Below are 12720 nucleotides of genomic sequence, written 5' to 3' on the forward strand. Positions count from 1 at the left end.
TACCGGAGAACGCGGTCGGTTTGAATGTCGGACCCCCGTTGGATGATGTTCTTATGGGAATCGGCGGTAGTGCTGGGGTGGCGTTGGAGGGTGTTCGTGCCTCTGTTGCTGCCCTGAGCGCCCTGGAGAAAGAGGACGCTTTCCTGGCTTCCGGGGCTCACGCTGGTGCTGGCGTGGATGTCGGTGTCGGTGTGGATGTGTTGCAGCGGCGGTATGAGGTTCGGCTTGCACGACTGGAAGCTGCATCCCGACTGGAAGCACAACTCGCTGCGATGAAAGCACGGGACGCCGCCGAGGCAGTGGAGTTCCAGCAGGCGATGACCCCGCCGGACGCTTCCGTTCAAGACCGCACCTACGCCTACGTCTCCGTTGTCGAGGAGGTCGCCGGGGTCCTGACCATCAGCTCGGCCGCAGCGGGCGCCCTCGTGGACCAGTCCCGCCGGATCTGTTTGTTCCCGCCCGTGTTTGAGGCCCTGTCGGCCGGGTCGTTGTCCTGGCAGCACGCAAAGATCATCGCCGACGAAACCGACGGCCTCGATGCCGCTGGCGCCGCCGGGTTGGTGGCACACTTCTTCGACCCCGCCGCTGCCAACCCCGCCCGGGGTGCGGCTCCCGGCGAGCTCCTCCCGTCCCGGTTCCGGGCCAAGGTCCGTGGGTGGAGGGAACGCCATCATCCGGACTCCATCGAGAAGCGGCACGCCAAGGGTGCGGCGGACCGGCGGATGGAATATGTCCCCGACCGGGACGGCATGGCCTGGATCTCGCTGTACCTGCCCGGGGACACCGCGTGCGCCATCTGGAACCGGACCACCGCCACCGCCCGCGGCCTCCAAGGGCCCACCGAAGAGCGCACCCTCACCCAACTCCGCCCCGACATCGCAGCCTCGCTGCTCGTCGGCACCGGGCAGGTTGCGGGTGAACGTTCCTCTGGCACCACCGCGGCCACCGCAAGCACGACCGCGATGGGAAAGGTGCCCACCCCGCGGGCCGACGTCCTGGTCACTGTGCCGGTGTTCTCCCTCCTCGGAGCGACCGACGAACCAGCAGTGCTGGACGGTTTCGGACCGATCCCGGCCTCCATGGCGCGGAGGCTTGTCGCCGACGGGGCGGAATCGTTCTACCGGGTCCTGGTCGACCCCCGCGACGGGTCACCGCTGGAGATCGGCCGGAAAAACTACCGGCTCACCGAAACCATCAAACGCTGGATCAGGATGCGCGACACCAAATGCACCTTCCCCGGCTGCACCAACCGCACCCCCGACAACGAAACCGACCACCTACAAGCGTGGCAACGCGGCGGCACCACCAACGTCAGCAACCTGGCCCAGCTCTGCCCCAAACACCATCGACTCAAACACCACAGCCAATGGACACCCGACCCGGCCACCAAGAACGAGCCGCCCGGCTGGACCTCACCCACCGGACGCCACTACAAACCCGAACACCCCGACCCCGAACCATCCCACTGGCCACAATGGCGTGGCCCGGAGTGGATGAGCGCGGCGTACCACAGCGGTGGAGCACGTCGATTGGCCGGTGGGCCGCCGGACTTCCACTACATGGCACACTCGCCAGGCGAAGATGCCCTGCTGCGCTGTCTCCATTCCACATCGTGACGGACCGCCCCGCATTAGGCTGATTCCATGTCCCAACCGCGCCATCCGGCGGAGCTGACCCCTAAACGCGACCCGCAAAAGCGGCTTGCCGTGCGCCCCTATGCCAAGGCCGTGGCCCAGGTGCTCCGGGTGAGCTTCCATGCCTCCCCGGGCGCCGTCGTCATGAAGGTGCTGGGTTCCCTGATTTCCGCTGTGTTGCCGCTGGTCACCACCTTCTACGCGTCCCTCACCACCACAGCATTGGCGGCAGCGTACGCGGGCGACGGCGGAGCGGGGCGGCTTGCCATCGTGTACGTCGTCGTCACTGCCGCGCTGGGCCTGTTCTGGGGCGCCTTCAACAGCGTGGACCGCTACATCCAGCAGCTGATGAGTTTCAAAGTAGGCGCCATCGTGGGGGACCAGATGTACGAGCGCTTCCTCTCCCTGGACTTCTGGCGCTACGACGACAAGGAGACAGTGGACCTTTACGACCGCGCCAAACGGTTCTCCGACTCCTACGCCCGCGTCCTGGACCGGATTGCCGCGATCTTCACCCAGCTGGTCTCGGTCATCCTGGCCGTGGGCGCCCTGCTGCTGGTCAGCTGGTGGATCGCCGTCATCGTGTTGGTGGCCATCGTTCCGAGCGTGTACCTGCAGTTCAAGCTGTCCAGGGAACAGATTGCGCACTGGAACACGCAGGTGGACTCGCGGCGCCAGCGCCGCATGATCGAGACCAACCTCCTCCGGCCGCAGCACATTGCCGAAATGCGGCTTTATGGCATCGTCGGTTTCCTCATGGACCTTCGGTCCCGGCTCCGGGACGCCGACGAACGGCGGCGCCTGGACTACCAGCGCCGATACATCCCCAGGCAGCTGGCGGCGGACGCCCTGCAGTACGGCGCGGAAGTGGTCTCGCTGATCTGGGTGGTGGGCCAGATCATTGCCCGCGCAGCCCCGGTGGGCCAGTTCCTCTACGTCCAGCAGATCGTCAGCCGTGCCCTGTCCACCGCAAACAGCCTGGTGTCCTCGCTCAGCTCCATTGATGAAGACCTGGCCAACCTGAAGGACTACGAGCTGTTCATGGCGATGCCCGTGCACTCGGAACATGCCCCACCCCTCCTGGAGGCGCCCAGGGAAGTGGAGCTGAAGGACATCCGCTTCACCTACACGGGCAGCGACATCGAGGTGATCAAGGGCATCAGCCTCACCATCCGGCAGGGCCAACACATCGCCATCGTCGGGGAGAACGGCGCCGGGAAGTCCACCCTCATCCGCATCCTCGCCGGACTCTACCGGCCCGACTCAGGGCAGATACTGCTCGATGGCGTGGACCTCGCCGCCGTCGACGTTAAATCCTGGCACCGCCACCTTGCCGTGCTCAGCCAGGAGTTCCTGAAGTACGAGTTCGCCACGGCGGCCGAGAACATCTACTTCGGCGACGTTGATTCACCTCGGGACGACGCCCGCGTCCGCAAGGCTGCAGCCGACGCCGAGGCGCTCGACTTCATCAATAGGCTGCCGAACGGACTCGACAACCACGTGAGCAACTGGATGGAGGATCCGCGCGGACGGAAGGGCAGTGGCCTGTCCGGAGGCCAGTGGCAGCGCCTGGCCATGGCACGGAACTTCTACCGCGACGCATCCTTCATGGTGATGGACGAGCCCACCTCGGCCATCGATGCCCTCGCTGAGCACCGAATCTTCACCAGGCTCTTCGCTGACCGCGGCAGCACCATCATCGCCATCAGCCACCGGCTCGCCACGATCGAGAAGGCGGACGTGGTGTACATGCTGGAGGATGGCCGCATTGTGGAGAAAGGCACCCATAAGGAACTGGTGGCCCTGCGCGGCCGGTACTTCAGGATGTTCGAGTCCCAGCTTTCCGTGGAGGAACCTGAAGGAGTCTGATGCAGGTCGGGGGAGCCCGCCCGCCGATCGGGCACTTCTGTCAGCGTCAACCAGGCGGCGTACAGGCGGTCCCGGTGCTGTTGCAGATGCCGCGGGTACAGCATTCCTGCTCCAACCGACAAGGGAAAGGCAACCAAAAACGCAACGCAAGGATGGGCAGGACATCAGGGGACGTCCCTCGCGGCGTGGCCACCACCAGGAGTGAAACCAGCACCAGCAGCACAAGTCCGTTCCCGGGATTCTGGCCAGTGCCGGCCAATACAATCGCCTGAACCGCGCCGGGTACGGCGAAGACCATGCCCATCCACCAAAACCAGAAGACACGGGCCCTGCGATGAGCAGGGCCCAGGGCTAGTTGCGGGACGGCCTCAGTGCTGGGCGAAGCCACGCCACCCCTCATGAATGCTCCGTCAGGGAACGGCGTTCGAGCCAGCGGGCGTAGAGTCCGGCGTTGTTGCACATCAGGCGGCGGGTGTGCAGCAGGCCGGCGGCCGAGCCGAGGGGAACCGTGACCAGCAGTCCGAGCACCGGCAAATTTTCCGGAGAGGCGCCGTTGAGGGTGAACAGGATCAAGGCCACAACGGCGGCCGTGGTGGCGACCAAGATAGTCCAGACCATCACTGGGGAACCCGGATCCCCCGCTCCACCCGCAGAAGGTTAGAAGCGGGGCGCGGTGGCCTGCGGGTGAACCGGAGCCAGGCGGTCAAGGCCCAACCCGTGGAAGCCAGCACTGCCCCCAGAACGGCCATACCGATGCCGGTTTCGGCGCTCTGGCCCAGTGCCAGCGCGAGCACGGCGTGAAGCAGGCCGGCGATGGACAGCACTGCCGGGTACCACCAGGCAAAAAAGATCCAGGACCGGCGCTGGGCGTAGCCGTAAGCCGTCGCGTCCGGCACCCTTCTCAGATCCCTGATGCCGGAACAGGCAGGAGCCGATGCCGTTGATTCGTCGCCTGGTGCCACGCTGTTCCCCCCAAAATCAATTTTCCGGTGCCAAGGCTAATACAGGCCCGCGCATGCAGCGATGGGCAGATCTAACCTCCGTGCCTGCCGTCCACCACGGTGGTACGCACGCGGGCGATGCTCGGGCGGGGAGGGACGCTGCTGAAGCCGAACGTGACGGCTGGCCGGATGGGGGCCAGCGCTCCGGCATCGGCACCATTCCAGCGGACAACGGCGGACGTCACGTGGTGCAGGTCCGTCACCCCATAGAACTCCGTCCTTCCGCTGCCCGCAGTTCCGTAGGTGCGGGCGCCGGGTGCCGCGAGGGCAGCGAACGGATTGACCGCGGCGAGCCAGCGGGGATGGACTGCAAGGCGCCGGGGTACTGTCCGCAGCGCTGTTCCCAGCAGGGTCCTCGAACCGGTGACGGCCTGGATTGCCAGCGGGCCGGCATCGACCGTCAACGTGTGGTCGGTGAGCGAGGCAGCAACGTCCAGCACCCGCACTTCATCAAAGGTGTAGGTGGCGGCAATGAAGCCGGCCACCTCGGATGTCGGAGCGAGCAGAAGGCGATGCCCAGAAGGCTGCTGCACCATGACGTCCGAGAAGGACCCAAAGGGGGAGTCCTGCCACATTCCAACTACGGCGCGCAACCCGGAGGCAGTGCCGATCCCGGCGATATGCCCGTCAAATGTCCACCGACTGCCCATCACAATCCTGCGCTTCCCGGATGTCAGAGGGGGCCGTAAGCGGCGTTGCCGTAGGGATCGCGCCAGACGGCCAGATCTTCCTCGAGTGCCCTCCGAAGCCTCGGGCTGGTTTGCACCCGCAGGCGGAACGACTCCCGGGCCCGGCCCAGGACCGCGGACGGGACGATGATGCACGCGACCAGGAGGGCCAGCATGAGTACGTAGCTGCCCACCAGGATAGTGACCTCACCGGCGCCCTTCGCCATGGCGGAGGGCAGGTACAGGTAAATGATCCCGCCGAGAACGACAGCCAGGAACGACACCATGCCGATGCCGCCGCGGGCAGATCCGGGGCCACGGGTGATCAGGGCCTTGTCAGTCCGGGGCAGGACGGATCGGACCCGTTTCCACCCGAAGAGGCCCAGCAGCACCAGGACGGCCCCCAGCGGGAGCAGGACAAGCGCTGCCGCGGGATTCCCCGACATCACGGAGGTGAAGGCGCCTGCCAGGGCCAGGACGGGGCCGCCGGCGATCGCCCCGCTCCAGCCGGCGGCCAAAGTGCCCTGGGCATCGGCCAGCTCGCGGAGCCGGGAGGGGGCGTCCGGCGGGCTGACACGGGCCAGTTCGGGGGAGAGCCAATGGTCGAGCGAATGGACAGGCGTGTCGGCGGGAAAAGGAATGGAGTGCGTCATATCGGAAGGAGGCCCAATCGTGGAAGCTGTCGCGGGAGCATCCACCGAAGCCCCCTGCCCAAGGCTACGTGCTTGCTCGGCGCAGTCGCCAGGGCCAGCGATGACCTTCAGCGCCGGCCCAGGCCAGGCCAGCGGACCTGCTGGGATAACCTAGAGCAGTGACTTATGAGATCGAGATCGGCCGTGGCAAGCGTGGGCGTCGTGCCTACTCCCTGGATGACATTGCAATCGTCCCCAACCGTCGCACCCGCGACCCCAAGGACGTCTCCGTCTCCTGGCAGATCGACGCCTACCAGTTCGAGATGCCCGTGATCGCCGCGCCGATGGACTCGGCCATGTCCCCGGCCACCGCAATCGCCCTCGGCAAGCTGGGCGGCCTCGGCGTGCTGGACCTGGAAGGCCTCTGGACCCGGTACGAGGATCCGCAGTCCATCCTCGATGAGATCGCGGCGCTCCAGGATGAAACCAACAGCCCTGCCGTCACCACGCGCATGCAGGAGCTGTACCAGGCACCCATCCAGCCCGAGCTCATCACGTCCCGGCTCGCCGAAATGCGTGACGCCGGCGTCACCGTTGCCGGGTCCCTGACCCCCCAGCGCACGCAGGAACACTACAAGACGGTCCTGGCCGCCGGCGTCGACATCTTCGTCATCCGTGGCACCACCGTGTCCGCAGAGCATGTCTCCAAGGACCACGAGCCGCTGAACCTGAAGCAGTTCATTTACGAACTCGACGTCCCCGTCATCGTCGGCGGCGCGGCCGGCTACACTCCGGCGCTGCACCTCATGCGCACCGGCGCTGCGGGCGTACTGGTGGGCTTCGGCGGCGGTGCCACCACCACGACGCGGCGCGCGCTGGGCATCCACTCGCCCATGGCCTCAGCCATCTCCGACGTCGCCGCGGCACGCCGCGACTACATGGACGAATCCGGCGGCCGCTACGTCCACGTTATTGCCGACGGCGGCATGGGCACCTCAGGTGACATCGTCAAGGCGATCGCCATGGGCGCCGACGCCGTCATGCTGGGCAGCGCCCTGGCCAGGGCTGAAGAAGCCCCCGGCAAGGGCTGGCACTGGGGGCAGGAGGCCCACCACACCGAACTGCCGCGCGGAGACCGCGCCAACGTAGGCACTGTGGGCCCGCTGGAGGAGGTCCTGTTTGGACCAGGCCACCACACCAACGGCACGTCCAACCTCATTGGCGCCCTGCGGCGCTCCATGGCCACCACCGGATACTCGGACCTGAAGGAATTCCAGCGGGTCGACGTCGTCGTGTCGCCGTACGCCGGGAACTGACACGCCGCGGCAGGGCGGGGCGGGCGCGCTCCCGCCCTGCCCAAAGCACGCCCCCAGCAAGTAGTGTGGGTTTACTACCGGCACTAGAGGCACTGGAGGCGTTCAATGAAGAGTGTTCCTGCAAATGGCGGGGTCCTTGGCCCGGAAGCCAGGGAAGCATCCATCCAGCGGCTGCGCGCCACCACGGAACCCGGCCAGGAACTGGACATCCTGATTGTCGGCGGCGGCATCGTCGGCACGGGAGCCGCGCTCGACGCCGTGACCCGGGGGTTGAGCGTGGGCATCGTCGAGGCAAGCGACTGGGCGGCAGGCACGTCGTCGCGGTCTTCCAAACTGATCCACGGTGGGTTGCGCTACCTGGAAATGCTGGACTTCGCCCTGGTCAAAGAGGCCCTGCAGGAACGCGGGCTGCTCCTCTCCGAGATTGCACCCCACCTGGCCCGGCCCGTGCCGTTCCTGTATCCGCTGACCAAACCCTTCATCGAGCGGCCCTATGTTGGTGCCGGCATCGCCCTCTATGACGCCATGTCAGTCTCCGCCGGCCACAGCAGGGGAGTGCCGTTCCACAAACACCTCAGCCGCCGGGGAACGCTCCGGGCCGCCCCCAGCCTCAAGAACGACGCCTTCGTCGGGTCCATCCGGTACTACGACGGCCAGGTGGATGACGCCAAATACTGCGCCAACCTGGTCCGCACGGCTGCCTACTACGGCGCCCACGCCGTGAACCAGATGAAGGTGGTGGACTTCCTCCGCGAAGGCGAACGCGTGGTGGGGGCCAAGGTGGAAAACCGCGAGGACGGGACGCAGTTCAGCATCCGCGCCAAGCAGGTCATCAACGCCACCGGCGTGTGGACCGACGAAACGCAGGCCATGGTGACCGACCGCGGCCAGCTGAAGGTCCGTGCTTCCAAAGGCATCCACCTGGTGGTTCCCCGCGACCGCTTCCAGTCCACGGTGGGGCTGATCCTGCGCACCGAGAAGTCGGTGCTGTTCGTCATCCCATGGGGACGGCACTGGATCATCGGCACCACTGACACTGACTGGCACCTGGACAAGGCCCATCCGGCCGCTTCCAGCAAGGACATCGACTACGTCCTGGAGCACGTCAACCAGGTGCTCAAGCGGCCCTTGACCCGGGAAGACGTCGAAGGGGTCTATGCCGGCCTGCGGCCGCTGCTGGCCGGCGAAAACGACTCCACCGCCAAGCTGTCCCGCGAGCACGTGGTGGCGCACCCTGTTCCCGGACTGGTGGTGGTGGCAGGCGGAAAGTGGACCACCTACCGGGTCATGGCCAAGGATGCCGTTGACGAGGCCACCCGCACCATGGACGAACGCGTCCCGCCCAGCTGCACCGAAACCATACCGCTCCTGGGCGCCAGCGGTTTCCGGGCCGCCTGGAACCGCCGGAACCGCACCGCAGAGGAATCCGGGGTGCACGTCGCCCGGATCGAGCACCTGCTCAACCGGTATGGGTCCATGACGCCTGAGGTCCTGGCCCTCATTGAGCAGAACCCGGAGCTGGCGGAGCCACTCCCTGGCGCCGACGACTACCTGCAGGCAGAGGCCGTCTACGCCGCAAGCCACGAAGGTGCCCGCCATGTGCAGGACGTCCTGACGCGGCGCACAAGGATCTCCATCGAGGCATGGGACCGCGGCGTGTCCGCCGCCCCCGTTGTCGCTAAACTGATGGGTGACGTCCTTGGCTGGAGTGACACGCAGCGTGAAAACGAAGTCCGCCACTACCTTGCCCGCGTGGAGGCCGAACGCCTCAGCCAGCAACAGCCGGACGACGAATCCGCAGACGCCGCCCGCCTGGGCGCGGAAGATATCGTGCCCTTGCGTTGAGGGGCCGTTCGCCCCACTGCTGACCGAAGGGAAACGCCTTGGCGGAACCACTGGACCCGTATGACGCCCACCTGACCACCGCCGACATGGTGATCCTGGAAATGGAGGCGAAGGACAAGACCGACGCCACCAACCAACTGGCAGAGCGGCTCCACGCCGCAGGGCGGATCTCGGATCTTGACGGGTTCCTGAAAAACGTCAATGCCCGGGAGCACCAGCTGGCCACGGGGCTCCCGGGCGGCATCGGACTGCCGCATGCCCGCAGCGAATTCGTGTCCCAGACCTCCATCGCCGTCGGCATCACCAAGTACGGCCACGCCCTGGACTTCGGTGCAGCCGACGGTCCAGCCACGGTCATCCTGCTGATTGCCACCCCGGCGAGCTCTTTCTCCGACCACCTGGAAGTCTTGGCCACCCTGGCCCGGTCACTCTCCAAGGAATCATTCCGCGAGTCGCTGCGGCGTGCCTACGACGCCGAAGTGATCGCCGAGCTCATCAACTCCAGCCTGGTGTTCTTCGACCACTAGGCGCATCCCCGGTCCCGCCTCCGGGCCCGGACGCCCCCGGCGTTTAGTTGTTCTACAGAACTACGAAGTACGGTTAAGACGTGTGGAAAACAGCCCTTAAGCCCCGATGGATCGCAGGCTTTATCTTCGCGATCGCTCTCTCCGGGGTCTTCGTGCTGCTGAGCCAGTGGCAATTCGGCCGCTCCACCCAACCCGAGGTGCCGGTCAATCCCGCCACCGAACAGGTCCGGCCGCTTACCGGCACCCTGCAGCCGGGTGAGTTCTTCCACGGCAGTGTTGCCGACCAGATGGTCACTGCCCAGGGGACGTACAGTCCCGACAAGCAGGTCCTGGTTCCCGGGAGGCTCCACGACGGCAAAACCGGCTACTGGGTTGTTTCAGCCTTCGCCGTTAACGGTGCCCCCGCCCTGTCCGGAGCAGGTGCCTCACCACAGACGTGGATCCCGGTGGCACGCGGGTGGGTCGCCCAGCCCGGGGACGCGGCAGCACCGCCGTCGGGCCTTGTTGAGCTGACCGGCCGGCTGCTGCCGTCCGAAGCGCCGGTGGCGGGGAAGGCTCCGAAACCGGGGGAGGCCTCCGCCGTCTCCGTGGCGGAGCTCATCAACTACTGGGAGGTCAGCAGCTACCCAGGCTTCGTGTCTGCCACCGCGGAAGTGGTGGGGGGCCGGGACGTCAGCGCTGCCGCGGTTCCGGGAAACCTCCTTCCACTGGACATCGGTCCGCAGCCGCCGGCGCAGCACATCAACTGGCTCAACCTCTTCTACTCCATCGAGTGGGTTGTCTTCGCCGGGTTCGCCCTCTTCATCTGGTGGCGGCTGGTCAAGGACGACTACCACCGGGACCTGGAGGAGGCCCTTGACGACGCCGGGGACGACGGTGACGGGCACGACGAAAACCAACAGCTTCCACAGCAGGCCGAACAGCACCAGCAGCCTGAACAGCACCAGCAGAAGGTACAGCCATGATTGATCCGAAACCGGCCACCCCCTCATCGCAGGCCTCCGGCAAGACCTCCGGGAAGAAGCGCCGTTTCGGCGGTACCGAGGCGCAGATCCGGTCCGCCCTGAAGTTCTACAAGGTCATGGCCTACCTCACCGGCACCATGCTCCTGCTGCTGTGTGCGGAACTGGTGGCACGGTACGGCTTCGGGCAGTACCTGTTCGCCGGCGGAACCAACGCTGTGACCGGCCAGCCGTTCGGCTTCGGATTCGCCGACGCCGAGCCGGCGGGCGTGCTCAACGGCATGAACGTCTCCGTCACCGTCCTGATCGTGCACGGCTGGATGTACGTTGTGTACCTGATCTCCAACTTCCGGCTGTGGTCCCTGATGCGCTGGCCCTTCCTGAAACTGGTGCTGCTGGCACTGGGCGGCGTCGTGCCGTTCCTGTCCTTCATCGTGGAGAAGAAATTCCACGCAGAGGTGGAAGCCGAGCTTGCCGCCAATCCGCAGGCTCCCCAGCGCTACTGAAACGGGCCCGGCGCGCGCCGGCCATCCGCCGTCGGACGTCTGCTGCGTCACAGCGCGGCTTCTGAAGGTGCGCCGGTGCAAGGGCGCAAAGTAGGCTATTACGGTGACTACTCCCACTGCATCCCAGACTTCCCAGAAGCCGGTGCTGGTTGTTGATTACGGTGCCCAGTACGCGCAGCTGATTGCCCGCCGCGTCAGGGAAGCGAATGTGTATTCGGAAGTGGTTCCGCATACCTACTCCACCGAGCAGCTCCTGGCCAAGAACCCTGCCGCCATCATCCTCTCCGGTGGCCCCTCCAGCGTCTATGCCGACGGCGCCCCCAGCGTGGGTGCCGACCTCTTCGAAGCCGGCGTCCCCGTCTTTGGGATCTGCTACGGGTTCCAGGCCATGGCCAACGCCCTGGGCGGCAAGGTGGACAAGACCGGCCTGCGGGAGTACGGATCCACGGAAACCACCATCCTCGGTGACGGCCGCTCGGTGCTTGAGGGCATGCCCCAGCACCAGAAGACCTGGATGAGCCACGGCGACTCCGTGCACGAAGCCCCTGCAGGCTTCGATGTCCTCGCCACGACGGCAGGCGCCGAAGTTGCAGCCTTCGCCAACGAGGAAAAGGGCCTCTTCGGCGTGCAGTGGCACCCTGAGGTCAAGCACTCCGCCTACGGCCAGCAGGTGCTCGAGAACTTCCTGTTCAAGGGCGCCAAGCTGGAGCCCAACTGGACCACCGGCAACATCCTGGAAGAACAGGTGGAGCGCATCCGCCAGCAGGTAGGGGATGCCCGCGTTATCTGCGGCCTCTCCGGCGGCGTCGATTCGGCAGTGGCGGCAGCCCTGGTCCAGCGCGCCGTGGGCGACCAGCTCACTTGCGTGTTCGTGGACCACGGACTGCTGCGTGAAGGCGAAGCGGAACAGGTTGAACGCGACTTCGTGGCCGCAACCGGCGTGAAGCTGTACGTGGCCAACGAACAGGAACGCTTCCTCTCGGCCCTGGCCGGCGTCAGCGATCCCGAAACCAAGCGCAAGATCATCGGCCGGGAATTCATCCGCGCCTTCGAAGAAGCCGAACTGGCCATCATCGCCGAGGCCGCAGCCCACGGCGAGAAGATCAAGTTCCTGGTCCAGGGCACCCTGTACCCGGACGTCGTCGAATCCGGCGGTGGTGAAGGTGCAGCCAACATCAAGAGCCACCACAACGTGGGCGGCCTCCCCGAGGACCTGCAGTTCGAGCTCGTTGAGCCGCTGCGGGCCCTGTTCAAGGACGAGGTCCGTGCCGTCGGCGCCCAGCTCGGCCTGCCCCAGGAAATCGTCGGCCGCCAGCCGTTCCCCGGCCCCGGCCTGGGCATCCGGATCGTCGGCGAGGTCACCAAGGAGCGGCTGGACCTGCTCCGCAAGGCGGACGCCATCGCGCGTGCCGAGCTGACCGCGGCCGGGCTGGACAACGAGGTATGGCAGATGCCCGTAGTCCTGCTCGCAGACGTCCGCAGCGTCGGCGTCATGGGCGACGGCCGCACCTACGGCCACCCCATCGTGCTCCGTCCGGTCTCCTCGGAAGACGCCATGACTGCCGACTGGTCGCGCCTGCCCTACGACCTGCTGGCACGGATCTCCAGCCGGATCACCAACGAGGTGGACGGCGTCAACCGGGTGGTGCTGGACGTCACCAGCAAGCCGCCGGGAACCATCGAGTGGGAATAGCATCCTAGTGGCCGGCCTCCGTCAGCGGGGGCCGGCCACTGCTTTTTCCCAGCGAATTCCTCCGCAA

At 66.3% G+C, this 12720-nt stretch carries 12 protein-coding genes; 8 read left to right on the plus strand and 4 right to left on the minus strand.

What is annotated here, in order from left to right:
* Positions 1–53: 53 nt before the first annotated feature.
* Together MRBLMD1_RS03240 and MRBLMD1_RS03245 are read left to right on the plus strand one after the other, a co-directional pair.
* Complete coding sequence (locus tag MRBLMD1_RS03240; protein ID WP_414703660.1) at positions 54–1616, plus strand: HNH endonuclease signature motif containing protein; 1563 nt, start codon at positions 54–56, stop codon at positions 1614–1616.
* A gap of 27 nt (positions 1617–1643) precedes the next feature.
* Positions 1644–3503: an ABC transporter ATP-binding protein gene (locus tag MRBLMD1_RS03245; protein WP_364397438.1), complete on the plus strand. Its 1860-nt coding sequence runs from the start codon at positions 1644–1646 to the stop codon at positions 3501–3503.
* Positions 3504–3899: 396 nt separating this feature from the next.
* On the opposite strand, the gene MRBLMD1_RS03250 is transcribed toward MRBLMD1_RS03245, so the two are convergent.
* The 4 genes from MRBLMD1_RS03250 to MRBLMD1_RS03265 form a co-directional block, all read right to left on the minus strand.
* Positions 3900–4106: a hypothetical protein gene (locus MRBLMD1_RS03250; RefSeq protein WP_364397441.1), complete on the minus strand. Its 207-nt coding sequence runs from the start codon at positions 4104–4106 to the stop codon at positions 3900–3902.
* Positions 4107–4120: 14 nt separating this feature from the next.
* A complete protein-coding gene (locus MRBLMD1_RS03255; protein ID WP_364397444.1) occupies positions 4121–4399 on the minus strand; it encodes a hypothetical protein in 279 nt (92 codons plus the stop codon).
* Positions 4400–4536: 137 nt separating this feature from the next.
* A complete protein-coding gene (locus MRBLMD1_RS03260; protein ID WP_159631432.1) occupies positions 4537–5154 on the minus strand; it encodes a hypothetical protein in 618 nt (205 codons plus the stop codon).
* 23 nt (positions 5155–5177) lie between these two features.
* Positions 5178–5825, minus strand: coding sequence for a hypothetical protein (locus MRBLMD1_RS03265; protein ID WP_159631433.1), 648 nt, complete (start codon positions 5823–5825; stop codon positions 5178–5180).
* Between the two features lie 158 nt (positions 5826–5983).
* On the opposite strand from MRBLMD1_RS03265, the gene MRBLMD1_RS03270 reads away from it, so the two are divergent.
* The 6 genes from MRBLMD1_RS03270 (at position 5984) to guaA (ending at position 12653) form a co-directional block, all read left to right on the plus strand.
* Complete coding sequence (locus tag MRBLMD1_RS03270) at positions 5984–7120, plus strand: GuaB3 family IMP dehydrogenase-related protein (RefSeq protein WP_159631434.1); 1137 nt, start codon at positions 5984–5986, stop codon at positions 7118–7120.
* Positions 7121–7225: 105 nt separating this feature from the next.
* Positions 7226–8965, plus strand: a complete 1740-nt coding sequence (locus MRBLMD1_RS03275; protein ID WP_224026611.1) for a glycerol-3-phosphate dehydrogenase/oxidase — start codon at positions 7226–7228, stop codon at positions 8963–8965.
* A gap of 38 nt (positions 8966–9003) precedes the next feature.
* A complete protein-coding gene (locus MRBLMD1_RS03280) occupies positions 9004–9492 on the plus strand; it encodes a PTS sugar transporter subunit IIA (protein ID WP_159631436.1) in 489 nt (162 codons plus the stop codon).
* Between the two features lie 80 nt (positions 9493–9572).
* A complete protein-coding gene (locus MRBLMD1_RS03285) occupies positions 9573–10457 on the plus strand; it encodes an SURF1 family protein (RefSeq protein ID WP_364397450.1) in 885 nt (294 codons plus the stop codon).
* Entirely contained in the window at positions 10454–10960 is a 507-nt protein-coding gene (locus MRBLMD1_RS03290) for a DUF3817 domain-containing protein (protein WP_275179597.1), read from the plus strand. Before MRBLMD1_RS03285 ends, MRBLMD1_RS03290 begins: the two co-directional genes overlap by 4 nt.
* Positions 10961–11063: 103 nt before the next feature.
* A complete protein-coding gene (gene guaA / locus MRBLMD1_RS03295) occupies positions 11064–12653 on the plus strand; it encodes a glutamine-hydrolyzing GMP synthase (RefSeq protein ID WP_159631439.1) in 1590 nt (529 codons plus the stop codon).
* Positions 12654–12720 lie beyond the last annotated feature (67 nt).

The sequence above is a fragment of the Pseudarthrobacter sp. LMD1-1-1.1 genome (genome assembly GCF_040676255.1).
Lineage (GTDB): Bacteria > Actinomycetota > Actinomycetes > Actinomycetales > Micrococcaceae > Arthrobacter.